Origin of the sequence: Leucobacter sp. HNU (assembly GCF_047946755.1) — a bacterium.
In the GTDB taxonomy this organism is placed as follows: domain Bacteria; phylum Actinomycetota; class Actinomycetes; order Actinomycetales; family Microbacteriaceae; genus Leucobacter.
This window is the reverse complement of the sequence record NZ_CP178837.1, coordinates 127,445-153,680: the sequence shown is the minus strand read 5'-3', so window position 1 is coordinate 153,680 and position 26,236 is coordinate 127,445. Positions and strand designations below refer to the sequence as shown.

The window sequence follows — 26,236 nt, the reverse complement described above, 5'->3', positions numbered from 1 at the left end:
GGCGGTCGCGCCCCCTGACCGAGGGATTCCCCCGGGAACGGGAGTTATATATTACGCTGGCGACAACCGATCCGAGCAAGGATGCCTGATCGGAAGCGCACAGATTGGGAAGCAGCCGCAATGACTGACCAGCACGGCACCATCGACAGCCACCCCCTCGACACCGAGACCTATCCGCCGAGCCCCGAGTTCGCGGCGCAGGCGAGCGTCAACGACTCGTCGGTCTATTGGCGCGCTGCGGCGGACCCCGAGGCCTACTGGGCGGAAGAAGCACGCAAGCTGCAGTGGAAGCAGCCCTTCACCGAGACGCTCGACTGGAGCAACCCGCCGTTCGCGAAGTGGTTCGCCGACGGCACGTTGAACGTGGCCGCGAACTGCCTCGACCGCCATCTCGCCGCCGGACTCGGAGACCGCGTCGCGATCCATTTCGAGGGCGAGCCGGGCGATACCCGGACCATCACCTACGCCGAGCTGACGCACGAGGTGAAGCGCGCGGCGAACATGCTGACCAGCCTCGGCGTGCAGCAGGGCGACCGCGTCGCCATCTACATGCCCATGATCCCCGAGGCCATCATCTCGATGCTGGCGGTCGCCCGCCTCGGTGCGATCCACTCGGTCGTGTTCGGCGGGTTCAGCGCGGAGAGCCTGCGCGCTCGGATCGACGACGCCCGGGCGGAACTCGTGATCACCGCGGACGGCGGCAACCGCAAGGGACGCGTCTCGGCGCTCAAGCCCACGGTCGACGACGCCCTCGCCCTGGAGAACGGCACCGAGCTCAGCGTGAAGCGCGTGCTCGTGGTGCAGCGCACCGGCAACGACATCTCCATGCAGGAGGGCCGCGACCTGTGGTGGCACGAGGAGATCACCTCCTACGACGGGGAGCACACGGCGCAGGCGTTCCCCGCGGAGAACCCCCTCTTCATCCTCTACACCTCGGGCACCACCGGACGCCCCAAGGGGATCCTGCACACCTCGGGCGGATACCTCACCCAGGCGTCGAGCACGCACCGCAATGTGTTCGATCTGAAGCCCGAGACCGACGTCTACTGGTGCACCGCCGACATCGGCTGGATCACCGGGCACAGCTACGTGGTCTACGGCCCGCTCGCCAACGGTGCGACCCAGGTCGTCTACGAGGGCACGCCGGAGACCCCGGACTGGGGCCGCTGGTGGCAGATCGTCGAGAAGTACGGGGTCACGATCCTCTACACCGCGCCGACCGCCATCCGCGCCTGCATGAAGGTCGGCCGCCAGGTCCCCGAGCAGCACGACCTCTCCAGCATCCGCGTGCTCGGCAGCGTGGGAGAGCCCATCAACCCGGAGGCGTGGCGCTGGTACCGCGACGTGATCGGTGCGGGCACCGCCCCGATCGTCGACACCTGGTGGCAGACGGAGACCGGCGCGATGATGATCTCGCCGCTGCCCGGCCTCACCGCGCTGAAGCCAGGCAGCGCCCAGGTGCCCCTGCCCGGGATCTCGATCGCCGTCGTCGACGACGAGGGGAACGCGGTGGATCACGGCCAGGGCGGCCTGCTCGTCGTGCAGCGCCCCTGGCCGAGCATGGTTCGCACCATCTGGGGCGACCCCGACCGATTCGTCGAGACCTACTGGGAGAAGTTCGGCGACCAGTACTTCGCGGGCGATGGCGCGCGCCTCGATGAGGACGGGGACATCTGGCTGCTGGGCCGCGTCGACGACGTCATGAACGTCTCGGGCCACCGGCTTTCCACCACCGAGATCGAATCGGCGCTCGTCGGCCATCACGCGGTCGCGGAGGCCGCCGTGGTCGGCGCGAGCGACGAGACGACCGGACAGGCCGTGGTCGCCTTCGTGATCCTCAAGAGCCAGCAGCACCTGCTCACGGCCGAGGAGGCCGAGCAGGAACTGCGCGGACACGTCGCTCAGGCGATCGGAGCCATTGCCCGACCCCGGCAGGTCTTCGTGGTGAACGAGCTGCCCAAGACCCGGTCCGGCAAGATCATGCGGCGTCTGCTGCGCGACGCCGCGGAAGGGCGGGAGATCGGCGACACCACGACCCTCGCCGATACCGCGGTGATGCAGACCATCTCGCTCCGGATGCGCTCGGAGCAGACGGCGAAGTAGTCCCGCGAACGAACGGAGGGGCGCGGGATCATCGTGATCCCGCGCCCCTCCGTTCGTTCGGGCGAAGCCGCTCCGCTCCTACTTCTCGACTTCGAAGGTGAACTCGATCTCGACCGGCGCATCGAGCGGGAGCACCGCGACACCGACGGCCGAGCGGACGTGGATCCCGATATCGCCGAACACGCGGCCGAGGAACATCGATGCCCCGTTGGCGACCGCGGGCTGACCCGTGAACGAGGGGTCGGAGGCCACGAATGCGGTGACCTTGACGACCTGGGTGATCTTGTCGAGCGAGCCCAGCACGCCGCGGGCGGCGGCGAGACCGTTCAGCGCACAGATCCGCGCGAGCTCCTCGGCCTGCTCTGGCGAGACGAGTCCGTCGCCCTCGCCGACCTTGCCGGTCGCCGGCAGCGCGCCGTTCACGAAAGGCAGCTGGCCGCTCGTGTGCACGTGGCGTCCCTGCCGCAGTGCGGGGACGTAGGCGGCGACGGGTGCCGCGACCTCGGGGATCTCGTAGCCGAGTTCGCGCAGGCGTTCTTCGATAACCGACATGTGTCAGGCCTTTCTCTTGAGGTACGCGACGTTACCGCCGGCCGGACCCTCGATGATCTGTACGAGCTCCCAGCCCTGAGCGCCCCAATTGTTGAGGATCTGGGCCTCGTTGTGGAGCAGCAGCGGGGTCACGAAATATTCCCAGCGTTGCGGCTCGGCGGGCACGGATGCGTTGTCCATACAGGGCTCCTCGCTCGATCGCAGCGCGCGCAGGAGCGTCGCGCGATCAGGATTGTCAGGCGTGTCGCGTACCCTTGATTGTATGACTCATCAGACCCCATCGTCTTCGCGCGCGAAATCTTCCGGCGTGCGTACGGTGAAGCCGCGGAGCGCGGGTGGCGCGCTCGCCGGCTTCTTCGGAGCCATCGCCATGAGCGTCGTCGCCGGCGTGCTGCTCACCGCGGCCATCACCCCCGTCGTCGCCGTCAGCGGTGCCGCTGCGACCTCGGCCATCAAGATCTTCGAGAACCTGCCCGATCACATCAACCCCGGTGAGCTCGCGCAGCCCTCGACCCTCTACGCGAAGAAGGGCGGCAAGACCGTCCAGCTCGCGACCTTCTACGACCAGGACCGCAAAGAGGTCAAGTGGGACGACATCTCCCAGTACGTGAAGGACGCGGCGGTCGCCGAGGAGGATCCGCGCTTCTACTCGCACGGCGGCGTCGACGTCATCGCGACCAGCCGCGCCATGCTGCAGAACGTGGCGGGGAAGAACCTCTCGGGCGCCTCGACCATCACCATGCAGTACGTGCGCAACGTGCTGATCCAGGAGTCGCAGGCCGTCGTCGACGAGAAGGAGCGGGCGGCCGCCTACAAGGAGGCCACCCGGCAGGACGCCGATCGCAAGCTCAAGGAGATGAAGCTCGCGATCAGCATCGAGAAGAAGTACTCGAAGGACGAGATCCTCCTCGGCTACCTCAACATCGCCCTGTTCGGCCGCCAGATCTACGGCATCGAGTCGGCGGCGCACTACTACTACGACAAGACCTCGAAGGATCTGACGCTCTCCGAGGCGGCGAGCCTCGTCGCGATCGTGAACAACCCCTCGAAGCTGCAGCTCGACCTGCCTGAGAACCTCGAGCGCAACAAGCAGCGTCGTGACAAGATCCTCGGATCGATGCTCCGCACCGAGAAGATCACCAAGGCCCAGTACGACGAGGCCATCGCCGCGCCGATCGTTCCGAAGATCACCCCGCGCGTGCCGGGCTGCTCGGTCGCCGAGAACACCTACGGCCTCGGCCACTTCTGCGACTACGTCCAGCGCTACATCCGCAACGACGCGACCTTCGGCGCGACGCCGGAGGAGCGCATGTTCCAGTTCCGCCGCGGCGGCTACCAGATCATGACCACCATCGATCTCGATCTGCAGAAGGCGGGCCTCGACGCCATGCACGAGCGCGTTCCGCAGAACCCGGTCGACGGCATCGACGTCGGCGGCGCGAGCGTCAGCGTTGGCGTGGGAACCGGCAAGGTCCTCGCCATGGTGCAGAGCCGCCCGTTCAACGACGACGGCACCTTCCTGAAGAAGCACCCGAACTACACGAGCATCAACTGGAACACCGACTTCGAGTACGGCGGCTCCGGCGGCTTCCAGGTCGGCTCGACGTTCAAGCCGATCACCCTGACCCAGTGGCTCAAGAGCGGCCACTCGGTGAACGACGTGGTCAACGTCAACGGCCGCACCGTGCAGTTGCAGTCGTTCCAGGCATCCTGCATGCCCGACGGCGTCTACAGCTACGGCGACTGGACCTTCTCGAACGACAACACCGGGATCAAGGGCAACCAGTCGGTCAAGACCGCGATCGGCTTCTCGATCAACGGCGGCGTCGCGTCGATGGCGCAGAAGCTCGACCTCTGCGAGATCTTCCAGACCGCGAAGGACCTCGGCATCCACCGCGCCTCCGACCTCCCCAAGGACTCGGCGGACCCGAGCAAGCCCTTCGTCCCGACCATCTCCGGCAGCTTCCGCGATCTCTCGATGGTGCCCTCGAACACCTTCGGCGGCGTCGACGAGATCGCCCCGATCACCATGGCCTCCGCCTACGGCGCGTTCGCCGGCGGCGGCAAGGTCTGCACCCCCGTGCCGATCGAGTCGATCTCCGGACCCGACGGCAAGCCCGTCGACTTCACCAAGAGCAAGTGCACCAATGCCATCTCCCCCGAGGTCGCCGCGGGCGTGGCGTACACCCTGCAGTACACGGCGGAATCGGGTCTCGCCCGTGACGCGGCCGCCCCCTACCAGGGCGTCCCGCACCTGGCGAAGACCGGCACCACGGACGACGTGGTCGACAACTGGACCACGGGCGCGAGCACCACGGTCGCCACCTCCACCTGGGTCGGCAACGTGACCGGCAAGAAGTCCACGCTCGGCTACGGGTTCCAGACCGCCGACTCCCAGATCTGGCGCGACACGATGCGCGCGGCCGACAACAAGTACGGCGGCAAGGCCTTCCCCGAGCCGTCCAGCTCGGCGCTGCGAGTGACCACGCAGACCGTGCCCAACCTCACGGGCAAGTCCTACGACGAGGCCGTGAAGGCGCTCACCGCAGCCGGCTTCACTCCGGTCGACGGAGGCAACACGGACTCCGCGGTGCCCAAGGGCATGGTCGCGAAGACCGACCCCGCAGGCGGCGGCTCCGCACCCGCGGGCGCCGATGTCAAGATCTTCCGCAGTAGCGGGAATCTCGCGAAGGTGCCCGACGGCCTGACCGGCCAGACCGGCGCTGCCGCGCAGAGCGCGCTCGCGGGGGCCGGCTTCTCCAAGGTCGCGCTGCAGTGCGACACCGGAAGCGGCAAGCCCGATCCCGGCAAGGACACGGTCAAGTCCGTCAGCCCCGGCAGCGGCAAGGAAGCCAAGCAGAGCTCCCAGATCACGCTGACCCTCAGCTGCGGGAACTAGGGCATGGCACGACGTAAGAATGCCCGCGCGGCGGTCGCCCTCGGGGCGGCCGCCGCCGGCGTCGCGGTCTGGTCCACGCTCATCGAGCGCCGCCTCTTCACCGTGCGCCGTCACACCCTGCCGCTGCTCCCCCGGGCTCGGCACCGGTCCGAGTACTCCAGTTGTCCGACCTGCACCTCGCTCCGTGGCAGGAGGGCAAGATCGATTGGCTCCGCTCGCTCGCCGAGCTGAACCCCGATCTGCTGGTGCTCACCGGCGATCTCATGGGCCACGTCGATGCGCGGCAGTCCCTCATCCACGCGCTGCAGCCGCTCGCTGCCCAGGCCCGAGCCGGAGTCTTCGTGCACGGGTCGAACGACTACTACGGACCCCGTTTCAAGAACCCGCTGAAATACCTCAGCACGCCGAGCCGGCTCAGCACGCGTGCTCAGGACATCGACAACGCCGCGCTCACCCGCTCACTCACCGATGACCTCGGCCTGACGGACCTCAATAACTCGGCCGAGTGGCTCGAGCTGGCGGGCACCCGGTTCGAGCTCCTCGGCCTGAACGACCCGCATATCCGCTATGACGATGCCGACCGCATGCGAGCGGCCCGCACCGCCGAGCCTGCCGAGGCACGCGCGTCGAAGCGGGCGCCGCAGACGGGTGCCCCCGTGCGCCTCGGCGTGGTCCACGCGCCGTACCAGGGCGCACTCGGCACGCTGCTCGACGCGGGCTCCGAGCTGATCCTCGCGGGCCACACCCACGGCGGCCAGGTGCGCGTTCCCGGGGTCGGGGCTCTCACCGCCAACTGCGATCTGCCCGTGCGCCAGGCGCGCGGTCTGAGCGTCTGGTACGACGCGGAGCGCGCCGCCTACCTCAACGTGAGCGCGGGTCTCGGCAACTCCATCTACGCGCCCGTACGCTTCTGCTGCAAGCCCGAGGTGACCCTGCTCACGCTCGAAGCCGCACGGTAGCGTCCGCCGCGCACCGAACGCCGCGCACTGAGCACCGAACGCCGAACGCCGCGCGCCAAACGCCGCGCGCCGAACGCCGCGCACTGAACGCCGAACGCCGCGCGCCGACGAGAGAACGTCTCTTCCACGAAAGCACGGCGAGTCCCGCGCCGATCAGAAGTTCTCTCGTCGAAGAGGCGTTCTCTCGAGGCACCGACGCTCGCCCGGCACCGACGCTCGCCCGGCACCGGCGCCCTCGCCGCACAACGAGCCGGCCCCGGCGCCGATCAGAGGATCAGCACCGGGGCCGGCTCGTACTGAGCGGAAGCGAAGCGCGCTACGCCGCCACGGAACGCTTGGCCGCGACGAGCTCGGCGATCTGCACCGCGTTGAGCGCCGCGCCCTTGCGCAGGTTGTCGTTCGAGACGAAGAAGACGAGGCCGCGGCCGGCCGGAGCCGACTGATCCTGGCGGATACGGCCGACGAACGAGGGATCCTGGCCGGCGGCCTCGAGCGGCGTCGGAACGTCGCTCAGCTCGACGCCGGGAGCCGCTCCGAGCACCTCGGTGGCGCGCTCGGGGGTGATGTCGTTCGCGAACTCCGCGTGCACCGACAGCGAGTGACCGGTGAACACGGGCACGCGGACGCAGGTGCCCGCGACGAGCAGCTCGGGAAGCTCGAGGATCTTGCGGCTCTCGTTGCGGAGCTTCTTCTCCTCATCGGTCTCGCCCTCGCCGTCATCGACGATGGAACCTGCGAGCGGGAGCACGTCGAACGCGATGGTCTTGGCGTACACCTCGGGTGCAGGGAACTCCACCGCTGCGCCGTCGTGCACGAGCCCCTCGATGCCGCCCGCCTCGACGGCTGCGGTCACCTGACCGGCGAGCTCTCGGGCGCCGGCGAGGCCGGAGCCGGAGACGGCCTGGAAGGTAGTCACGATGAGACGTTCGAGGCCCGCTGCGGCGTCGAGCGCCTTCAGCGCCGGCATCGCCGCCATGGTGGTGCAGTTGGGATTCGCGATGATGCCCTGCCCAGCCGCGACGATGCCGTCGACGGCGTGCGGGTTGACCTCGCTGACCACGAGCGGGACCTCGGGGTCGAGACGCCACGCGCTCGAGTTGTCGATGACGATGGCTCCCGCTGCGGCGAACTGCGGCGCGAACTCGCGGGACGCGGCCCCGCCTGCGGAGAACAGCGCGATGTCGATGCCGCCCTTGTCGGCGGTCGCGACGTCCTCGACGGTGACCTGCTCGCCGCGGAACTCGATGACGGTGCCCGCCGAGCGCGCGCTCGAGAAGAAGCGGATCGAGGCGATCGGGAAGTCCCGCTCGACCAGAAGCCTGCGCATGACCGCGCCGACCTGACCGGTGGCGCCGACGACTGCGACGTTGAAACCCTGCTGCTCTGCCATGTGTTCCTCTCGGGGCTATCGGCCGGTGCCGGCGTAGACGGTCGCCTCGGTGTCGGCGTCGAGGCCGAAGGCGGTGTGGAGCACGCGCACGGTCTGCTCCATGAGGTCGGCGCGGGTGACCACCGAGATGCGGATCTCGGACGTCGAGATCATCTCGATGTTGATACCCGCGTCGTAGAGGGCGCGGAACAGCTGCGCGGAGACGCCCGAGCTGGTGCGCATGCCCGCGCCCACGACCGCGACCTTCGCGATCTGATCGTCGTACTGCAGGCTCAGGAACCCGACGGACTCGCGCTCGGCCTCGAGCGCCTCGACCGTTCGGCGACCCTCTTCGAGGGGCACCGTGAACGAGATGTCGGTGCGGTTCGTGTCCGCGGCCGAGACGTTCTGCACGATGATGTCGATGTTGGCGTTGGTCTTCGCGACGATCTCGAAGATCTGCGCAGCCTTGCCCGGGACGTCGGGCACGCCACCGACGGTGACCTTCGCCTCGTTCTTCTCGGCGGCGATCCCGGTGATGATCGGCTCTTCCACCTGTGCTCCCTTCGGATGCCCCTTCGCGGGGTCGTAGACGATGGTGCCCGTCTCGTTGGAGAACGAAGAGCGGACGTGCAGTGCGACGCCGTGCCGGCGCGCGTACTCGACGGCGCGCAGGTGCAGCACCTTGGCGCCCGAGGCGGCGAGCTCGAGCATCTCCTCCGCGGTGATCGCGTCGATCTTGCGGGCGAGCGGCACGATGCGGGGGTCGGTCGTGAACACCCCGTCGACGTCGGTGTAGATCTCGCAGACGTCGGCGCCGAGCGCGGCGGCGAGGGCGACGGCGGTCGTGTCGGAGCCGCCGCGGCCGAGGGTCGTGATGTCGCGGGAGTCTCGGCTGAAGCCCTGGAAGCCGGCGACGATGGCGACGGCGCCCTGGTCGAGCGCTTCGCGGACGCGGCCCGGGGTCACGTCGACGATCTTGGCGGAGCCGTGCTCCGCGGTCGTGATCATGCCGGCCTGGCTGCCGGTGAAGGAGAGCGCCTCGACGCCCATGCCCTTGATGGTCATGGCGAGCAGCGCCATCGAGATGCGCTCGCCCGCGGTGAGCAGCATGTCGAGCTCGCGCGGGGCGGGGATCGGCGTGCACGCGGCCGCCAGATCGAGCAGTTCGTCGGTGGTGTCGCCCATCGCGCTGACGGCGACGACGACCTCGTTGCCGGCGCGGCGGGTCTCGACGATGCGCTTGGCGACGCGCTTGATGCTCTCGGCGTCCGAAACCGACGAGCCGCCGAACTTCTGCACGATCAATGCCACGTCGGAGACCTCCAGCAGTCAGGGACGGAATATATGCGAGCGTCCAGTCTATCGCGCCGACGCCTGCGGGATGCCTGCGTTACGCGGATCGCCGCGCTGCGCGGCGTGCGACCGCTACTCGACCTGCCGGCGCCCCTCGAACGCACGCCCGAGCGTGACCTCGTCGGCGAACTCCAGGTCGCCGCCGACGGGGAGACCCGATGCGAGGCGGGAGACGGGCACGTCGATCGCCGTGAGCAGCCTTGAGAGGTAGGCCGCGGTCGCTTCCCCCTCGAGGTTGGGGTCGGTGGCGAGGATGACCTCCTTCACCTCGCCGTCGCCGAGCCGGCGCATGAGGGCGGGAATGCTGAGGTCGTCGGGTCCTATGCCGTCGATGGGACTGATCGCACCGCCGAGCACGTGGTACAGCCCGCGGAACTGCCGGGTCCGCTCGATCGCGACCACGTCCTTCGGTTCCTCCACCACGCAGATGAGCGCCTGATCGCGTCGAGGATCCCGGCAGATCGAGCAGCGCACTTCCTCGGTGATGTTGCCGCAGACCTCGCAGAAGCGCACCTTCTCGCGAACCTCGCTCAGCAGTTCGGCGAGCCGGGACACGTCGAAGTTCTGGGTCTGGAGGATGTGGAACGCGATGCGCTGGGCCGACTTCGGTCCGATGCCGGGCAGTCGGCCGAACTCGTCGATCAGGTCTTGAACGATGCCGTCGTACATGGTTCAGCAGCTCAACTTTCGGGTTGTCCGGGGAGCGGGCGCTCCTCGACGAATCGTGCCCCGAGCACTTCGCGCACGACGGCCTCGCCGTATCGGACGAGCGCGGGACCGGCATCGGGATCGGGGATGCCGAGCGCGGGCGGAACGGAGGTCGCCGGCGTCGCCGGAGGCGTCGCGCGCTCGGCGAGGGTCTGCCCGGCGGCCGAGAAACCGACCCGGGACGGCGCGCGCTCGGGTTCGCGAGGCTCGGCGGGACCCGCCGCCGGCTCGCTCGCACGAGCGAGCGGGGTCTCTTCCGGCACGCGCGGTTCGGGTGCGGGAGGATCCGGGACCGGTGCCGTCTGCCCGGCGGTCGGCACGGGGACTGCGGCATCCGGCGTCGATGGCGCGGCCCACTCCGTCATGGGGGCGGGGCGCTCGTGCGCGGAGGCACCGCTCGACGGAGCGGTCACCGCCGCGGGCGCGGATTCGCGAGCGGCCATCGCGGAGGCGAGGGCGGCGAGCCTGCTGGATGCGCGGTCCTCGGGGAGCTGCGCGGGAGCTCCGCCGGGTGCCGCGTTCGGCGGTGCGACCGGCCCACGGGACTCCGTCGGGGCCGGCGCGGAGGCCTGCTGCACCGGCACGGAGTTCGCTCGGCCACCTGCGTCAGGATCGCCGTAGGGGTCCCCGTCGTCACCGTCGTCGCTCGGCATCCCGTCGTCGTCCGCGTAGGGATCGTCGCCGAGCGGAGATGCCGGGGCCGCCGCGGGAGCGGGCGCCGGTGCGGGAGCGGGCGCCGGTGCGGCCCGCGAAACGCCGGGTTCGGGCCGTGCGGGTTCGGAGCCGGGAACGGGCCCGGCTCGGTGAGGGTCCGAATCGTCGGAATCGGGGGCGCCCGTGCGCTGCGCGGCGCCGCCCTCTGCGCTCGACGAAGGTGCGGATTCACGCGGGCTCCCACCAGCGGGGAGCGGCTTCGGCTGGTAGCGCACCTGCACCCCGACCGCGGACAGGATCGCTTCGCGCAGCGGTCCGGCGCCGGCCGTCTTGAAGACGTCGAGGCTCGACTTCGACGGGAACCCGAGGGACAGCACGTCGCCGTCGAGCCCGAGCGGCGTGATCTCGCGGACGGCGTTCCACGCGTCGCGGTCCGCCTCGAGCAGTTCTTCGAGCAGGTCGGGCCAGATCTCGGTGAGGTCGTCGAGTGTCGCCTCGCCCGATCCGCCGGCGGGTGCGGCATCCGATTCGGGTGCGGGAGCGCCGCTCGTCGGCCCCTGCGCCGGCGCGGCGGGGGCGGGGTGCGCAGGCCGCGCTTCGGCTGCTGGCGTGACAGGAGCCGCGGACGGAGCGGGAGGGCTCGGTTCCGCGCTCACGTTGAGCGGTTCGCGCGGAACCCCGGCGAGCACGTCGGACACCGGACGGCCGAACGGCGCGGCGCCCGCAGAGTCCTCGCGCAGGAACTCGCGCACCGCGCGGGCGGTCTGGGCGGCGTTCGCCGGAGCCGCGGGCTCGGCAGCGGCGGCCGCGGCGGGAGCCGGAGCCTGCTGCGCCACGGGGGTCACCGCCGCGGGAGCCACCGCCTCGGCCGACTCGACCGGGGGCTGCGGCGCAGACGCTTCGCCGTGCGGCTGCTGCGCGGGTCCGACCGGCGCCACCGGCGCCTGGGCGCGCGGCACGGATGCGGATCTCTGCTGAGCCGCGGGAGCCGACTGCCCCGTGATCGCAGCGCGCAGCGACATCTGCGGCTCCGCCGCGGTCCCGGCGGGGCTCGCCGCGCCTGCGGGAGCCTCGGCGACGAGCGCGCGAGCGATCATGAGTTCGAGGTGCAACCGGGGCGCGGTGGCACCGACCATGCGGTCGAGCGATTCGCTCACCGTGTCGGCGATGCGCGAGAGCCGGCCGGGCGCGAACCCCTGGGCCTGTTCGAACATGCGCTGCAGCTGGTCGTCGGGCACTCCGCGGAACACCGCGGAGGCGCCCTGCACCGTGGTCGCACTGATGACGATGAGGTCGCGCAGGCGCTCGAGCATGTCTTCGACAAAGCGGCGAGGGTCCTGCCCGGTCTGCACCACGCGATCGACAGCGCGGAACGCGGCGGCCGAGTCGGCCCCACCGATCGCCACGACCACCTCGTCGATGAGTTCGCTCGGGGTGTACCCGAGCAGCCCGGTCGCGCGCTCGGCCGTGACCCGGTTGCCCTCGGAGCCCGCGATCAACTGATCGAGGATCGAGAGGGTGTCGCGCACCGAGCCGCCGCCGGCGCGAACCACGAGCGGCAGCACGCCGGGCTCGACCTCGACCTGCTCGCTGTCGCACAGCGACTGCACGTATTCGATGAGCGTCGCGGGTGCGATGAGCCGGAACGGGTAGTGGTGCGTGCGCGACCGGATGGTGCCGATGACCTTCTCGGGCTCCGTGGTCGCGAAGATGAACTTCACGTGGGGCGGCGGCTCCTCCACGATCTTGAGCAGCGCGTTGAACCCGCCCGCCGTGACCATGTGCGCCTCATCGATGATGAAGATCTTGTAGCGGTCGCGCGCCGGGGCGAACACCGCACGTTCGCGCAGGTCGCGCGCGTCGTCGACGCCGCCGTGGCTCGCCGCGTCGATCTCGACCACGTCGAGGGATCCGCCACCGGCCCGGCTCAGTTCGACGCAGCTCGGGCAGGCGCCGCAGGGAGTGTCGGTGGGACCCGCCGCGCAGTTGAGGCACCGCGCGAGGATGCGGGCGGAGGTGGTCTTGCCGCAGCCGCGCGGGCCGCTGAAGAGGTAGGCGTGACCGATGCGTTCCGACCGCAGCGCGGTCATGAGCGGTGCCGTCACCTGCTCCTGTCCGATCATCTCGGAGAAGGACTCTGGCCGGTAACGGCGATACAGTGCGGTAGCCACCCGTCCATGGTAGCGGCGGCCACCGACATCGGGCCGGGACCCGATTCCCCAGGTTCCTCCGAGGCTGGCTGCCGCAGGCTGGATCCCGAGAACCGGGCACGACGAACGAGGAGGACCCGATGAACGGCAGCGTGCTGATCGACCTGATCATCGCGGCGATCGGCATCGGCGCGCTCGTGAACGGATATCGTGCCGGCCTGCTGCGCACCGCCGCAGGGCTCGCCGGACTCGCCGCGGGCGGCGTCGCCGCATTCTTCCTCGTGCCCTGGCTCACCTCCCAGGTGCCGCAGGCCGACTGGCGACTCCCCGCTGCGATCGGCGCGATCCTGCTCCTGCTCGGACTCGGCACCGCGATCGGCGGATCGCTCGGCCGCCTGCTGCGCCGAGGCGCGAAGCGGATCCGCCTCGGCTGGCTCGACCGGATCACGGGTGCGCTCGGCAACCTGGTGGTGGCGATCCTCATCGCGGTATTGGTGGCGACGACCGTGCAGGGGCTCGGCGTCCCGGCCCTCTCCCCCGCCATCGCCGGCTCGCGCATCGTCGCGGCCGTAGAGCGTCTCACCCCGAAACCCGTGCAGTCGTTCCTCACCCGGGCCAGGGACTCCGCGATCGACGGCGCAGCACCCTGGGTCGCCCGTGTGCTCAACGAGCCGGTCGACATCGCAGCCCCTCCCGCCGCGACCGAGACCGCAGCGGTGCGGCGGGCGCTGGGGTCCGTCGTCCGGGTCTCGGGCGCCGCGTTCCAGTGCGGCACCTCGCTCTCGGGGTCGGGCTTCGTCGTCGCCCCCGACCGGATCGTGACCAATGCGCACGTCGTCGCGGGAGTGGATCGGCCCGTGGTCGAGGCCCCGAGCGGAGCCGCCGTCTCGGGCCGCGTCGTGGCCTTCGACCCGGAGCACGACCTCGCGGTGATCGCCGTGCGCGGCTTCGACGTGCCCGCGCTGCCGGTCGCCCCCGTGCCCGTCCCCGCCACCACGGGATGGATCGCGGGATATCCGTTCGGGGGCCCGCTCACGGTCGGCACTGCCTCCGTCATCGGCACGGCCCCGGCGGACATGACGATCGAGGGGCGCCGCTCTGTTCGCGAGGTCACCTCCCTCGCTGGGACGGTGAACCACGGCAACTCGGGCGGTCCGGTGCTCGGCGCCGACGGCGAGGTGATCGGCGTCGTGTTCGCGAAGTCCGAGACCAACGCGAACCTCGGCTATGCGGTGCCGACCTCGGTGCTGGATCCCCTCGCGCGGCAGGCCGCCGCGCTGACCGCGCCGATCGCCACCGGCAGCTGCGCGGCGCGGTAGCGCCGAGAGTGCGGTGGCAGAAACGCGAAAAGCCCCGGCGGACCGGGGCTTTTCGAAGTGGTGGATCCTAGGAGAATCGAACTCCTGACCTCGTCATTGCGAACGACGCGCTCTACCAACTGAGCTAAGGACCCGTGAACCCGTCCAGCATAGCAGCGTGCGATCGGCGACGCGAAATCCACGACACGCCGGATCCGGAGTCCGAGTTGCACGGAGCGGCTGCACGGGTGCCCGAATGGGGAGCAGCAAGGCGGCGCGTTCCGCGAAGCACCACTTCACCTGCGAGACACTGTGTTGCTGCCTGGTGTTTCGCGGGCAGGGCGGTGTTTCGGGGGCAGAGTCGAGACTGGCCCCATGCGGGACCGGGCCAAAACCGGCGGGTCGGGTGTCGTCCGGGATCAGCCGGCCGCGCGGCGGCGGCGCAGCACTGCGTCGAGGTCGGGCATGCCCTCGGCCGTGTCTCCGATCACGCCCATGCGCCGCAGGCGGTCCGCCGTCGAATCGACCGGTGCGTGCGTCCGCACCGAGGCCTCGATGGTGCGCTGAGCATCGACGGCGGCGTCCGCGGTGACCTCGGCGGTCCGCGCCGCAGCGACCTGCGCCCGCGCCTCGTCGAGCAGCATCGAATCCGCCTGGTTCGCGCGCGGCCTGGCCTCCGCGGCCGCAGCCTGAGCCGCTGCCGCGCGAGCCCGCTCCCGAGCACGCGCAAGGGCCTTGGCGCGTTCGATGCGCGCCGCCGCCACGGCCTGCGCCGCGGCATGGGCGGCCGCAGCGGCGGCCTCGCCCACGGCAGGATCCTCCGCTTCCGAAGAGACCGCGTCGGACACCGGGGCCGGGGCCGGCTCCGCCACGCGCTCCTCGGGGATCTCGGCGAGGCGCACCCGGCCCGGAGCGAGCAGCACGAGCGCACCGCCCGCCGTGAGCAGGCCCAGAGCGGAACCCACGAGAGTCACGGTGCCGAGGCCGGCGATCGCGAGCCCGGTCCCGACGAGGGCTCCGGCGATGCAGAGCACCGCGACGAGCGCGGCGAATGCGCGGAGACGCCGCGCGGCCGGTCGCCGCAGGCGTGCCGCACGAGCGAGGGCGGCCTGCTTGCGCCGCATGCGCTGCGCCCGGATCTCGGCGCGCACCTCTGCGGCGCGCGCCTCCGCGAGCTCGGTCTCCCGGTCGGCGGCCTGCCTGCGCTCGGCCGAGCGCACGAGCCTCTCGTGCGCCAGCGCTTCACGTGCGGTCGCCTCGGCCCGCACCTCGGCGGGCACCTCCGAGGTCTCGGCGAGGATGCGCAGCGTGCGCTGCAGGCGCATCGCGTTGCGCTCGGCCGCACGGAACTCGCGGCGGCGCATCCACCCGGGCACCAGGACGGCGCCCCAGAGCAGCGCCGCGACCACGAAGATCACGCCGCCGCCGAACGCACCGCCACTCATGCGCCTTACTGTACGGGCGGACGCGCTCCGCCATCGAGTGACGCGCCGAGCCGCGAGAGCATCCCCTGCCTCGCTTCTTCGGCGGTGACGGCGAAGCAGTCGTGATCCCGCCAGGCTCCGTCGATGTGGATGTACGCCGCGCGCCGGCCCTCGTAGCGGAGTCCCAGCTTCTCGACCACCCGCAACGACGGCGCATTCTCGGGACGGATGCAGATCTCGACCCGGTGCAGTCCCAGCTCGAGGAACAGGTAGTCGATCGCGAGCGCGCACGCCGTCGGCGTCGCGCCCCGTCCCGCTGCGCTCCGCGCGATCCAGTATCCGAGCTGCGCCGAGCGGAGCGCTCCCCCGCTGATCTCCGAGACGCTGAGCTGCCCGACGACCGCATCGCCGAGCGTGATCACGAAGGGCACCCCGGCACCGCTGCGCAGCTGGCGCCGCATCGCCTTGATCGTGGGGCGCATCGAGACCGAGCCAGGAACGGCGCCGGCCCCGTTCGGGTGGGTCGCCTCCCACGGCTGCAACCAGTCCCGGTTCTCGCGCAGCAGCTGTTCGAGCACCGGCGCATCGGACACCCGGATCACCCGGATTCCCACCGGCCCGCTCGATCGCGGAGCGGGTACCGGGATCGGCGCCCCGATCGGCACGTGCGGCCTAGCCCTCCGCGTCGCGGACGCGCAGGCGCTCCGCGAACTCCTGGACCCAGGCGGACAGCTCCGCGCCCAGTTCCGGGTGGTCGACGCCGAGCAGCAGGTTCGCCTTGATCCAGTCCGCACGGTCGCCCGTGTCGTAGCGGCGACCGCGGAAGATCACGCCGTAGACCGGATCCTTGCCGTGGCCCTGTGCGAGCTCGTTGAGCGCATCGGTGAGCTGGTACTCGCCACCGCGACCCGGCTCGAGGTTCTCGATCAGGCCGAAGATCTCGGGGCGCAGCACGTAGCGGCCGATCACCGCGAGGTTCGACGGGGCCTCCGCGGCATCCGGCTTCTCGACGAGCTCCGTGATCTTCACGACGTCCGGATCGTCGGTCGCTTCGACCGCGGCGCAGCCGTAGAGGTGGATCGACTCCTGCGGGACCTCCATCAGCGCGATGACGGTCGCCTGTCGCCGGTCGTGCTCCTCGATCATGCGAGTGAGCAGCGGATCGCGTTCGTCGATGAGATCGTCGCCGAGCAGCACGGCGAAGGACTCGTCGCCCACGTGCCGGTGCGAGCGCCCGACCGCATGGCCGAGCCCGAGCGGCTGCCCCTGACGCAGGAAGTGCACCTCGGCGAGCTCGCTCGACTTGTGCACGCGGCCGAGGCGGCCCTCGTCGCCCTTCCGCTCGAGCGTGAACTCGAGCTCGGGCACGCTGTCGAAGTGGTTCGAGAGGTTGCCCTTGTTGCGCCCGGTGATGATCAGGACGTCGTCGAGCCCCGCCGCCGCGGCCTCCTCGACCACGTACTGGATCGCCGGCTTGTCGACGATCGGCAGCATCTCCTTCGGCATCGCCTTGGTCGCCGGCAGGAATCGGGTCCCGAGCCCTGCCGCCGGGATCACTGCTTTCGTGACGCGGGGGTGGGCGCCGTTCGCTTCGTGAGACATGGGGCAAGCCTATGCCGCGCTCGCCCGCACGGCCAATCTCCCGCATGCTCTGGCGCGACGTCCCCATCGGCGAAACCGCCCAGACCGGAGATTCGCAGCCGGTGCGCATACACTGGGCGGCATGGCCGATGAGATCGACCGAGAGAAGCAGCGCGTCCGCGAACTGGTCCGGGAGCGCAGAGCCGCGACCACCGAGGTGGAACGGGCTGGCATACGCGACGGCGTCACCGCCCAGCTCATCACCCTCGTGACCGGACGCGGGGCCCGCTCCGTCTCCTGCTACATGCCCGTCGCCGGCGAGCCGGACACCTCGGCGTTCCTCGCGTGGGCCCGAGAGCAGGGCATCGACGTGCTGCTGCCCGCAGCCCGGGAGGACGGTCTGCTCGACTGGATCCGTCCGAGCTGGGAGGGCAACGTGCGGGGCGCCTTCGGGATCCCCGAGCCGCTCGGCGAGTGCCTGAGCCCGCTCGCGGTGAGCGACGTCGACCTGATGCTGGTGCCGGCCTGCGCCGTCGACCGCTCGGGCGTGCGCCTCGGCTGGGGCCGAGGATTCTTCGACCGCAACCTCGGATCGATGGATCAGAGCCCCCCGGTGTTCGCGATCGTCCACGACGAGGAGGTCTTCGAGACCCTTCCCAGCGAACTGCACGACGTCCCGGTCACGGGCTTCGTGACGCCGAGCCGCATCGAATACGTGCACGCAGAGCGCTAAACTCCTTCCTCGTGCCCACCTACGCCTACCGCTGCTCCGATTGCGGCCACGCCTTCGACATCTACCAGTCGTTCTCCGACTCGGCCCTGACCGAGTGCCCCGAGTGCGGCGGGACCCTGCGGAAGGTGTTCGGGTCGCTCGGCGTCACGTTCAACGGTTCCGGGTTCTACCGCACCGATTCGCGCGCGGGCGCGAAGGGATCCGCGCCTGCTGCGGGCACGAGCGGGTCCGGGTCCGGCTCCTCGTCGTCCGCGGGGTCGACGTCGTCGGGCGGCGGTTCCTCCGCCTGACCGGCGAATCGCCGCGGTTCCTGCGGAACCATGCCCTAGCCTTGCCCACGAGGAACACACAACACTCTGGGGAAGGGGAATCATGCTCAAGGGATTCCGGGAGTTCCTGCTCCGCGGGAACGTCGTCGATCTGGCCGTCGCAGTGGTCATCGGCGCGGCATTCAACGCCGTGGTCGAGAAGGTCGTCTCGTCGCTCATCAATCCGCTCATCAGCGTCGTATTCAAGGCCGACTCGCTCGACAAGGCGCTGATGGTCGAGCTGCCCGGCGGCGGCGCACTCGCGTTCGGCGCTCTCATCGGCGCCATCATCAACTTCGTGATCGTCGCCGCGGTGGTCTACTTCGTGTTCGTCCTCCCGATGAACCACATGCGCGAGCGCACTGCCAAGAACACGCCCGCGGAGCCCGCGGCTCCGTCCGAGCAGGAGCTGCTCGCGGAGATCCGCGATCTGCTGCGCGAGCAGCGCGCCGGCAAGTAGCCGCACGCCGACGCGAACCGAACGGCTGCGTCGCGACGTTCAGCCCCAGTGGGGCGGACGATCGCGGCGCAGCCGTTCGTCGTTCTCGCCGGCGGCCGTGCCGCTGCCGCGCGCTCGCTTCGCCGCGGCTCCTCCGCGCGCTCCGTCCCCCCAGGATTCCGGGCGGTCCTCGGACGCCCGGTCGCCGAGCGGGTGGCCGGACGGGTGCGGATCCACGCCCTCCGGAGCCGGCCGGCTCGCTCGTCTCGGCCGGCGCGCGCCTCGCCCCGGAGCCGAATCCGTCGGCTCCGGAATCTGCTCGGTCATGGGCCTACTCGTCGAAGGCGAGGTCGGGATCTGCGGGAGCGTCGGACCGCACCCGGAGCGAATCCAGATCCTCGGTCGGCGCGACCGCGATCGGGCCGCTGTCGCCCGCGGAGCCCTCGTCGTAGCCGACGATCCGGGCGATCCGCAGCGCGACCTGCTCCGGGTCGCTGAAGAGGTCGAAGCTGTGCACCCGGTGGTAGTGCCAGCCGAGTCGGCGCAGCACCGCCGGGCGCAGGCGGAGCGCGTCGCGCAGGCTCTCCTCACCCCCGGCGAAGTCGACGTCGACCGCGATCGCGCGATCCTCGAGCGAGGCTGCGAGCGGGATCGCTCCGCGGTAGTCGAGCGCGACCGTCAAACCCAGCTGCTCGAGCCGGTCGGCCAGCTCTCCGAGCATCGGATCGCGTTCCGCCGGGAGCGCCGCGGGAGCCGGCTCCTGGTGGTCCATCGCCAGCAGTTCGGCCAGCTCCACCACTCCGTGCTTGATCCGCGCGGTGTCGAGGTCCGCGGGCCGGAAGCAGCTGACGATCGTCATGGCGCGACGGGCGCGCGTCATCGCGACCGCCAGGAGGCGCTCTCCGCCCGGCTGCCCGAGGCTGCCGAAGTTCGAGAGCACCCGACCGTGCGGGGTGCGGCCGTAGCCGATGGAGAAGATCACGCGATCGCGGCTCTGCGCCATCGCCTGCTCGAGGGTCAGCACCGCGAACGGCTCCGCACGCTCGCCGAGCAGGAAGTCGCGGTACTGCGGGAACTTCGCGAAGGTCTGCAGCACGGCCTGATTGACGCGCACCGCGTGCCGTTCGCTCGCGGTGATGACCATGAGCGACTCCCGCGAGCGCTCCGCGGCATGCTCGAGCACGAGCTGCACGACGCGCTCGACCTCTGCGTCGGTGCTCTCCACCGCACCGGTGTGCTGGTCGGGCAGGCCCTGCCCACCGCGGACGAACTCGAGCGAGATGCTCGAGTGCCCGAGGAACGTGCCGGCCCAGGGCAGCGACGAGATCTCGCCGTCGTAGAAGCGCGTGTTGACGAGCTGCGTGAGGTCCTCGCCGCCCGCGCGGTAGCTGCGGGTGAGCGCGAGCTCGGGCAGCACGGAGCGGAGCTGCGCGTACGCCGACCGCTCGTGCAGCTCGGGGTCGGCCGCGACGGTCTCCCCGCGCTGCCGCACGGCGATCTCGAACGGCGCGGGGGTCTGGGTCATGGGGTCGCCGAACGCGACGACCTGCTTGGCCCGGCGGATCGCACCGACGTTCTCGACGAGGGTCGTCGCACCGGCGTCGACGAGCAGCACGGTGTCGAAGCGGAGGGTGTCGGGCAGCTGCGCGACCTCGTAGGGCGACATGGCCCACACCGGGGTGAGCACGGCCAGGAGCGACGGCGCCCGCTGCACGAGCGCGTCGATGGAGTTCTCTCCCGCGCGCAGCGCCTCGCGGAGCGCGAGCGCCTCGTCGCGGTGGTCGAGGACCGCCACGCGCCAGGCGTCGGCGAGCTTGGAGGCGAGCTGAGGGCCGTTCGAACCGGCGTGCGCATCGTCGACCAGGCGGAAGTCCGCTTCGAGCCGTTCGATGACGCCCGTGTTCGCGCTCAGCAGCGCCTGGTTCGTCTGGAGCATGCGTTCCAGCGCGGACTGCCACCAGGCCTGTTCGAGCTCCGCGGCGACCCGGTCCGCCGGCACGTGGCGCGCCGACAGGTCGTCGAGCAGCGGCTCGAGGTGCGCGGCTCGCAGGCGCTCGACGATCGCCGTGCGCTCCTGGATGTTCTGCAGCACTTCGGACTCGCGGGCGAGCTCGGTGGTGTCCCGCGCCAGCACCGTCAACGGCAGCGAACGCAGCCGCTGCGCATCGGTGTCGTGGCCGAGCACGCGGTCGATCGCATCGAGATCCTGGTAGGCGGATTGGTAGGCGACCACGACATCGGCGATGCCGACCGGCACCTCGGGACGCGCCCCGACGACGGTCGAGTAGCGCTGCCAGAGCACGCGCTGCTGCTGGATCTGCAGGAGCCGCGCGTACATGTCGGTGACGTGCACGCCCGGGCGGACGTATTCGCGGGCGAGCTTGCGCAGTCGCCGCTTGTTGGCGTTCGACATCTCGTCGCCGCCGCGCGGCGCGTGCGCCGCGATGACCTCGGTGAGCGATCGGTCGTACACCTCGGGCACGAAGCGGTCGAGCGTCTCGCGGATCCCCATCAGGAGCCGCAGGTAGATGCCGAGCTCGGCGATGCTCTCGTAGGGTCGCAGCGAAGTCTGCTCGACGACCTCGTTGGCCATCGTGATGAGGCGGGGCAGCTGGGACTCCGCCAGGTTCACGGCCGTGGAGTACGCCTTGCGCGCGTCCTCGGTGGTCGCGAAGCTCACTCCGTACCAGGGCGAGTCCTCGGGGCCGTACTGGAACTGGCCGAGACGCGCGACCTCGGTGAGCGCCTCCGCGATCGAGGAGCGGTCGAGGGTCAGCTGGCCGAGCGCATGGTCGTCGAGCCGCACCGTGGTGGTCGGCGAGTGCTCGCGCAGGGCGAGGCGGGTGAGCTCGCGCAGCGCCTCGAGCGGCGAGACCCCGAACCGGGGATCCTTCGCACCCAGCCCGGTCTGGTAGTCGAGCAGCACGCCGCGGAGGCGCACGAGCGCCTCGTCGACCTCGCGGAGCTGCTCGCTCCGCGCGCCCTCGTTCCGGCTGATCGATTCGACCAGGTTGCGTCGCAGCAGGCGCGGCGTCGCGGCGAGTCCGGAGAGCCCGACCCGGGAGAGCCGGTGGGTGATCCCGTCGAGCGTCGCACGTCGCGGCGACACGACCAGCACCTGCTTGCCCGCACGGACGAGTCCGCCGATGGCGTTGACGACCGTCTGCGTGCCGCCGGTCCCGGGGAGCGTGCGGACGACGAGCGAGTGACCGGCCGCCACCTGCGCGAGCACGTCCTCCTGCTCGGCGTCGACGTCGTAGAGATCGCGATCCGTCTCGGGCGAGCGGGTGTTGCTCGGCGTGGCCGTCACGGGTCGGTACGCGTCGGACAGGCGTCGCTTCGCCACCTCGCTGCCGCACACGGCGGAGAGCACGGGGGTGTCGAGATCCTCGGCGTCGGCGACCATCGCGTGCGCGACGTCATGGAACGACGAGACGACGAGACGGGGTTGGACCACGAATCCGGAGACCCCGACCACCATCTGGCGCAGGCGATCGATCACGGGCTGCGGCTTGAACACGCCCTCGGACTGCGAGAGTTCGAGGAGCGAGCGAGCGTCGACGCGGATGCCGAACTGCTCGTGCAGCACTCGCACGAGCGCGGGGTTGACGACCGGGTTCTGCTTGAGCTTGAGCTCGAAGTCGCGACCGTAGCGGCGGATGGCCAGCGGGCGCAGCAGCACGGGGGCGCAGAAGTCCTCCCCTCGAACTCCCACTTCGCGATGCCGATGCCGAGGTGGACGGTCTCGAGTCCGCGCACGGTGCGCATCTCGACCGCCTTGTCCGTCACCCGTCCCGCGGCGAGACGCGCGTGGCGCAGTGCCAGGTCGTCGCGGATGAGCGCAGACAGCAGGATCTTCTGCCCGGTGATGAACTGGGGCAGTCCCCCGGGATGCGTGGTCGAGAGCTCGATCCGGTTGGCGTGCTCGTCGGCGAAGTGCAGCAGCGGGTTCTCGCCGCCGAGCGCCGCCAGTTCTTCGCGCCATGCGGCGTGCTCGGCGGTGTGCGGCTCGACCACGGTCATCACGGCCGAATTCACCACCTCTGGCTGCTGCTCGGTCACTTGCGCATCCGGTTCGTGCTTGGGCGCGAGCGACCCTTCGCTGCGCGGCGCGCTCGGCGCCGAGCGATCAGCGGGCGCGCCCGTCCCTCGCTCCGTCTCGTCGGGTCGCCGACGTCGATCCACACTCCACACATCGCCACACTAAGGCGCGGAGTCGAGAATCCCCGGAGGATCCGCGGAGTTTTGCGCAAGTTCCCGCGCGCCGGGTTACCGATCCGTGATCGAAGACGCGTCGGCGCCGCTCTCCGTCCGGATCGGATCCGCCGCCGGCGCCGAGACCGTTCCGCGCAGGCGGCCCAGCCCGTTCATCAGGTGGTAGATCAGGATCGCCGAGACCGTGCCGAGCGCGATGCCGTTGAACACCACCGCGTCGATCTTGATCGTGAAGTCGGCGATGCCGACGATCAGCGGGATCGCGGCGGTGAACTGGTTGATCGGCTTCGAGAAGTCGACCCGGTTGTCGAGCCAGATCTTCACGCCGATCAGGCCGATCAGGCCGTAGAGCGCGACGGTGACGCCGCCGAGCACGCCGCTCGGCACCGAGAAGATCACCGCGCCGACCTTCGGCGAGAAGCCGAGCAGGATCGCGACGATGCCCGCGACCCAGTAGGCGGCGGTCGAGTAGACGCGGGTCGCCGCCATGACGCCGATGTTCTCGCCGTAGGTGGTGGTGCCCGAGCCGCCGCCGAAGCCGGCGAGGATCGTCGAAACGCCGTCGGCGAGCAGCGCACGGCCGGTGAGCGGATCGAGGTCGCGGCCGATCATGAGGCCGACGCTCTTCACATGCCCGACGTTCTCGGCGATCAGCACGAGCACGACCGGGAGGAACGCGGGCAGCAGGCCCCAGAGCGAGGGATCGGCGAAGGGGTTCGCGACCGCGTGGAACGCGGGCAGGCCGAACCAATCGGCCTCGGCGATCTTCGCGAAGTCCACGAGTCCGAAGCACGCGGCGGCGACGTAGCCGACGGCCATGCCGAGCACGATCGCGAGACGGCCGGCGAGGCCCCGGAACAGCACGGTGATCAGCAGGATCGAGACGATCGTGATGCACGCCACGACGGCCGACGGGACCACGGTCTCGGGCGGCGCGTTCACGCCGCCGTTCCAGTTGTTGCGCACGGCCGGGGCGAGGTTCAGGCCGATGAGCGCCACGATCGCCCCCATCACCACCGGAGGCATGAGCGCGTTGATCCAGCCCGCGCCGAAGCGCACGACGATGAGGCCGATGACGGCCATGAGCACGCCGATGGCGAGGATCCCGAACGAGGCCCGAGCGAGATCGCCGCCGCCCGCCGTCGCAGCGAGCACGGGCGCGATGAACGCGAAGGAGGAGCCGAGGTAGCTCGGCAGGCGGTTCCCGGTCAGCAGCAGGAACAGCAGCGTTCCGAGACCCGAGAAGAAGAGCGTGGCCGTCGGGCTGAACCCGGTCAGCAGGGGCACCAGGAACGTCGCACCGAACATGGCGACCACGTGCTGGGCTCCGAAGCCGATCGTCTTGACCCAGCCGAGTCGTTCCTCGGGCAGGACGATCGCGTCGTTCGCGACCGTGCGTCCGTCGCCGTGCAGCTTCCAGGGCAGCGTCATCGGGTTCCCTCTTCCGGTCGGGGCGCGGGTCCAGCGCCTCGACCCCGAGGCGCTGCCGCGCCAAGGGAATATCCTATGCGTCTCGGAGCCCGCCGGACGAGCCCGGGGCTACTGCTCCGAGAGGTAGACCTTGCGGATGTGATCGGGCACGGTCCACTTCGTGCGGGTCCCGGCGACGAGGCGCATCACGTCCCCCGCCGACACCTCGAAGACCGTACCGGCCGTGACGCCCGGGCCTCCGAGCAGCTCGATGGTCGCGCCGCCGGAGAGCACGACGAAGAACTCGTCGACCTCGGTGTCGGTCGTAGTCCCCTCGCGCAGCTCCCAGATGCCGGCTTCGCAGTCGCCGATGGTGCCGAGTTCGGCGACGCCCTGCCGCGGAGCACCGGCGACGACGTCCGCGGCGGGCACCGCCTCGAGCTCGATCCCGGTTTCAGTCGCTCGGACGGCGGCGTTCTCGCCCGAGGGCAGCAGTTCGCTCATGGTGATGATCCGTTCTGTCTCGTCTGCGCGATCGCGATCAGGAGTCGAAGCCGAAGCCGACCGCGTCCATGACCTTGAGGAACAGGTTGCGCTTACCCCGGTTGTGGTCGGCGCGGTCGAACGACCAACGGAACATGTTGACGCCGATCGCGGCCGCGGGCTCGGGCGGGAACGGCAGGGGCATCTGCTTGACCATCTCGAGCTCGGTGCGCTCGGTCGTGCGACCCTCGAAGCGGTCGACCATCACGTCGGCGGCGAAGTGCGTCGCACCGACGCCCAGCCCGGTGAACCCGGCGACGTACTGCACGCGACCGCCGTGCGCCTGGCCGAAGAAGGCGCAGAAACGGGTGCTGGAGTCGATCACGCCGGCCCAGCGGTGGCTGAACTTGACGCCGGCGAGCTGCGGGAACGTGGTGAAGAAGTGGCTCGCGAGCTTGCGGTGGCTCTCCATCCGGTCCTCGTACTTCTGCCGGATGCGCCCGCCGGTGTGGTACACCGCGTCGTAGCCGCCCCAGAGGATCCGGTTGTCCTTGGTCAGTCGCGAATAGTGGAACTGGTTCGCCATGTCGGCGAGCCCCTCCCGCCCTTCCCAGCCGATCGAGGCCAGCTGCTCGTCGGTCAGCGGCTCCGTCATCAGGACGTAGTCGTAGACGGGGATCGTATGGAAGCGGTAGCGCTTCAGCAGCGACGGGAAGACGTTGGTGCAGAGCGCCACCCGGTCGGCGGTCACCGTACCGTGCGAAGTCCGGAGCCTGATCGGATCCTCCGCACTGCCGTCGAGCGCCTCGACCCGGGTGTCCTCGTGGATCTCGACCCCGATCGCGCTCGCGTGGCGAGCGAGCTCCGCCGCGAGCTTGGCGGGGTGCACGTTGGCGTTCTCGCGGGGCGAGAAGTCGCCGCCGAGGAAGGTCGGCGAGTTGATGCGCGCACGCACCTGATCGGCGTCGAGCGTCACGACCTCGGGATCGTCGCTCTCGCCGAGCCACTCGACCTGGTAGTCGTTGTTCGCAACCGCCAGCTGGCCGGTGCGCTCGAACTCGACGTCGAGGTCGTGCTCCGCGATGAACCGCTCGATCGCGTCGAGGTTCTCGTAGCCGAGGCGGCGCAGGGTGCCGACCTCGTCGGGCCAGCGGGACTCGGCGTTGGGCTCGCCGTGGGTGATGCTGGCCTCGCAGAATCCGCCGTTGCGGCCGGATGCGGCCCAGCCGACCCGCTTCCCCTCGAGCAGGACCACCCGACGCTCCGGGTGCTCGGTCTTTAGCTTGATCGCGGTCCAGAGCCCCGCGAATCCGCCACCGACGACCGCGTCGTCCACGCGGGCGTCGCCCCCGAGCGAGGGGTAGCGTGCGGCGGTGGCCGCGATGTCGTCGATCCAGAAGCACTCAAGCTTCGTGTCCGCGAGCGATGCGTCGATGATCGCTGCGGCCGGACGGTTCTTCTCGAAAATGGTGGGTTCCATGATTCCCTCGTGTCGCCTTCGATGAGGTCTGCTGAGATCTTCGCACACTCGCCTCGGAACCGCATCCCCACTGGCGCGGTTTCAGCAGCAAAACAGCCTCGATGGCGACTGATTC

21 protein-coding genes and 1 tRNA gene are annotated in these 26,236 nt (G+C 70.4%); 7 read left to right on the top strand and 15 right to left on the bottom strand.

Going from position 1 to position 26,236, the window contains the following annotated elements; translation table 11 throughout:
- Window positions 1-120 precede the first annotated feature (120 nt).
- On the top strand, window positions 121-2,103 hold the full coding sequence (acs, locus tag AB3K78_RS00760; RefSeq protein WP_416445294.1) for an acetate--CoA ligase: 1,983 nt from the start codon (window positions 121-123) through the stop codon (window positions 2,101-2,103).
- 78 nt (window positions 2,104-2,181) lie between these two features.
- On the opposite strand, the gene AB3K78_RS00755 is transcribed toward acs, so the two are convergent.
- On the bottom strand, window positions 2,182-2,655 hold the full coding sequence (locus AB3K78_RS00755; protein WP_416445292.1) for a RidA family protein: 474 nt from the start codon (window positions 2,653-2,655) through the stop codon (window positions 2,182-2,184).
- Between the two features lie 3 nt (window positions 2,656-2,658).
- Window positions 2,659-2,835 carry a DUF4177 domain-containing protein gene (locus AB3K78_RS00750; protein WP_143469771.1) on the bottom strand — a complete coding sequence of 59 codons (177 nt, stop codon included), beginning with the start codon at window positions 2,833-2,835 and terminating at the stop codon, window positions 2,659-2,661.
- A 127-nt stretch (window positions 2,836-2,962) separates the two neighbouring features.
- Between AB3K78_RS00750 and AB3K78_RS00745 the strand changes: the two genes are divergently transcribed.
- Window positions 2,963-5,554 (top strand): transglycosylase domain-containing protein, encoded by a 2,592-nt coding sequence (locus tag AB3K78_RS00745; protein WP_416445290.1) that lies wholly within the window; start codon window positions 2,963-2,965, stop codon window positions 5,552-5,554.
- A gap of 161 nt (window positions 5,555-5,715) precedes the next feature.
- Window positions 5,716-6,513: a metallophosphoesterase gene (locus AB3K78_RS00740; protein WP_416445288.1), complete on the top strand. Its 798-nt coding sequence runs from the start codon at window positions 5,716-5,718 to the stop codon at window positions 6,511-6,513.
- A 316-nt stretch (window positions 6,514-6,829) separates the two neighbouring features.
- Here AB3K78_RS00740 and AB3K78_RS00735 read toward each other — a convergent pair whose 3' ends face one another.
- From AB3K78_RS00735 to AB3K78_RS00720, 4 genes are all read right to left on the bottom strand, one after another.
- Entirely contained in the window at window positions 6,830-7,903 is a 1,074-nt protein-coding gene (locus AB3K78_RS00735) for an aspartate-semialdehyde dehydrogenase (RefSeq protein WP_416445286.1), read from the bottom strand.
- Between the two features lie 15 nt (window positions 7,904-7,918).
- Window positions 7,919-9,196, bottom strand: coding sequence for an aspartate kinase (locus tag AB3K78_RS00730; protein ID WP_416445284.1), 1,278 nt, complete (start codon window positions 9,194-9,196; stop codon window positions 7,919-7,921).
- A gap of 114 nt (window positions 9,197-9,310) precedes the next feature.
- The gene (gene recR / locus AB3K78_RS00725) at window positions 9,311-9,907 is read right to left on the bottom strand and encodes a recombination mediator RecR (protein WP_099723938.1); all 597 of its coding nucleotides are present in this window, start codon (window positions 9,905-9,907) and stop codon (window positions 9,311-9,313) included.
- An 11-nt stretch (window positions 9,908-9,918) separates the two neighbouring features.
- Entirely contained in the window at window positions 9,919-12,771 is a 2,853-nt protein-coding gene (locus tag AB3K78_RS00720; protein ID WP_416445282.1) for a DNA polymerase III subunit gamma and tau, read from the bottom strand.
- 119 nt (window positions 12,772-12,890) lie between these two features.
- Between AB3K78_RS00720 and AB3K78_RS00715 the strand changes: the two genes are divergently transcribed.
- Window positions 12,891-14,069 (top strand): MarP family serine protease, encoded by a 1,179-nt coding sequence (locus AB3K78_RS00715; RefSeq protein ID WP_416445280.1) that lies wholly within the window; start codon window positions 12,891-12,893, stop codon window positions 14,067-14,069.
- A 58-nt stretch (window positions 14,070-14,127) separates the two neighbouring features.
- Here AB3K78_RS00715 and AB3K78_RS00710 read toward each other — a convergent pair.
- From AB3K78_RS00710 to AB3K78_RS00695, 4 genes are all read right to left on the bottom strand, one after another.
- A tRNA-Ala gene (locus AB3K78_RS00710) sits at window positions 14,128-14,203 on the bottom strand.
- 264 nt (window positions 14,204-14,467) lie between these two features.
- A complete protein-coding gene (locus AB3K78_RS00705; RefSeq protein WP_416445278.1) occupies window positions 14,468-15,493 on the bottom strand; it encodes a hypothetical protein in 1,026 nt (341 codons plus the stop codon).
- Window positions 15,494-15,498: 5 nt separating this feature from the next.
- The gene (locus tag AB3K78_RS00700) at window positions 15,499-16,074 is read right to left on the bottom strand and encodes a GNAT family N-acetyltransferase (protein ID WP_416447274.1); all 576 of its coding nucleotides are present in this window, start codon (window positions 16,072-16,074) and stop codon (window positions 15,499-15,501) included.
- A 70-nt stretch (window positions 16,075-16,144) separates the two neighbouring features.
- On the bottom strand, window positions 16,145-17,074 hold the full coding sequence (locus AB3K78_RS00695) for a UTP--glucose-1-phosphate uridylyltransferase (protein ID WP_416445276.1): 930 nt from the start codon (window positions 17,072-17,074) through the stop codon (window positions 16,145-16,147).
- Window positions 17,075-17,195: 121 nt separating this feature from the next.
- Here AB3K78_RS00695 and AB3K78_RS00690 point away from each other — a divergent pair, with 121 nt between their 5' ends.
- The 3 genes from AB3K78_RS00690 to mscL all read left to right on the top strand — a co-directional run bounded on the left by AB3K78_RS00690 (window position 17,196) and on the right by mscL (window position 18,554).
- Window positions 17,196-17,786: a 5-formyltetrahydrofolate cyclo-ligase gene (locus AB3K78_RS00690; RefSeq protein WP_416445274.1), complete on the top strand. Its 591-nt coding sequence runs from the start codon at window positions 17,196-17,198 to the stop codon at window positions 17,784-17,786.
- 11 nt (window positions 17,787-17,797) lie between these two features.
- Window positions 17,798-18,076, top strand: a complete 279-nt coding sequence (locus tag AB3K78_RS00685; protein WP_416445272.1) for an FmdB family zinc ribbon protein — start codon at window positions 17,798-17,800, stop codon at window positions 18,074-18,076.
- Between the two features lie 82 nt (window positions 18,077-18,158).
- Window positions 18,159-18,554, top strand: coding sequence for a large conductance mechanosensitive channel protein MscL (gene mscL, locus AB3K78_RS00680; RefSeq protein ID WP_416445270.1), 396 nt, complete (start codon window positions 18,159-18,161; stop codon window positions 18,552-18,554).
- 39 nt (window positions 18,555-18,593) lie between these two features.
- Here mscL and AB3K78_RS00675 read toward each other — a convergent pair whose 3' ends face one another.
- From AB3K78_RS00675 to AB3K78_RS00655, 5 genes are all read right to left on the bottom strand, one after another.
- Window positions 18,594-18,860, bottom strand: coding sequence for a hypothetical protein (locus AB3K78_RS00675; RefSeq protein WP_416445268.1), 267 nt, complete (start codon window positions 18,858-18,860; stop codon window positions 18,594-18,596).
- Window positions 18,861-18,864: 4 nt separating this feature from the next.
- Window positions 18,865-22,215 carry an AAA family ATPase gene (locus AB3K78_RS00670; RefSeq protein ID WP_416445266.1) on the bottom strand — a complete coding sequence of 1,117 codons (3,351 nt, stop codon included), beginning with the start codon at window positions 22,213-22,215 and terminating at the stop codon, window positions 18,865-18,867.
- Window positions 22,216-22,802: 587 nt separating this feature from the next.
- Complete coding sequence (locus tag AB3K78_RS00665; RefSeq protein ID WP_416445264.1) at window positions 22,803-24,179, bottom strand: uracil-xanthine permease family protein; 1,377 nt, start codon at window positions 24,177-24,179, stop codon at window positions 22,803-22,805.
- 108 nt (window positions 24,180-24,287) lie between these two features.
- A complete protein-coding gene (locus tag AB3K78_RS00660; RefSeq protein WP_416445262.1) occupies window positions 24,288-24,662 on the bottom strand; it encodes a cupin domain-containing protein in 375 nt (124 codons plus the stop codon).
- 37 nt (window positions 24,663-24,699) lie between these two features.
- Window positions 24,700-26,121 (bottom strand): NAD(P)/FAD-dependent oxidoreductase, encoded by a 1,422-nt coding sequence (locus tag AB3K78_RS00655; RefSeq protein ID WP_416445260.1) that lies wholly within the window; start codon window positions 26,119-26,121, stop codon window positions 24,700-24,702.
- Between the last annotated feature and the right edge of the window lie 115 nt (window positions 26,122-26,236).

Coding starts and splice junctions, on each gene's coding strand:
- acs (WP_416445294.1), top strand. CDS start 121: ATGACTGACCAGCACGGCACCATCGACAGCCACCCCCTCGACACCGAG.
- AB3K78_RS00755 (WP_416445292.1), bottom strand. CDS start 2,655: ATGTCGGTTATCGAAGAACGCCTGCGCGAACTCGGCTACGAGATCCCC.
- AB3K78_RS00750 (WP_143469771.1), bottom strand. CDS start 2,835: ATGGACAACGCATCCGTGCCCGCCGAGCCGCAACGCTGGGAATATTTC.
- AB3K78_RS00735 (WP_416445286.1), bottom strand. CDS start 7,903: ATGGCAGAGCAGCAGGGTTTCAACGTCGCAGTCGTCGGCGCCACCGGT.
- recR (WP_099723938.1), bottom strand. CDS start 9,907: ATGTACGACGGCATCGTTCAAGACCTGATCGACGAGTTCGGCCGACTG.
- AB3K78_RS00715 (WP_416445280.1), top strand. CDS start 12,891: ATGAACGGCAGCGTGCTGATCGACCTGATCATCGCGGCGATCGGCATC.
- AB3K78_RS00705 (WP_416445278.1), bottom strand. CDS start 15,493: ATGAGTGGCGGTGCGTTCGGCGGCGGCGTGATCTTCGTGGTCGCGGCG.
- AB3K78_RS00695 (WP_416445276.1), bottom strand. CDS start 17,074: ATGTCTCACGAAGCGAACGGCGCCCACCCCCGCGTCACGAAAGCAGTG.
- AB3K78_RS00690 (WP_416445274.1), top strand. CDS start 17,196: ATGGCCGATGAGATCGACCGAGAGAAGCAGCGCGTCCGCGAACTGGTC.
- mscL (WP_416445270.1), top strand. CDS start 18,159: ATGCTCAAGGGATTCCGGGAGTTCCTGCTCCGCGGGAACGTCGTCGAT.
- AB3K78_RS00675 (WP_416445268.1), bottom strand. CDS start 18,860: ATGACCGAGCAGATTCCGGAGCCGACGGATTCGGCTCCGGGGCGAGGC.
- AB3K78_RS00665 (WP_416445264.1), bottom strand. CDS start 24,179: ATGACGCTGCCCTGGAAGCTGCACGGCGACGGACGCACGGTCGCGAAC.
- AB3K78_RS00660 (WP_416445262.1), bottom strand. CDS start 24,662: ATGAGCGAACTGCTGCCCTCGGGCGAGAACGCCGCCGTCCGAGCGACT.
- AB3K78_RS00655 (WP_416445260.1), bottom strand. CDS start 26,121: ATGGAACCCACCATTTTCGAGAAGAACCGTCCGGCCGCAGCGATCATC.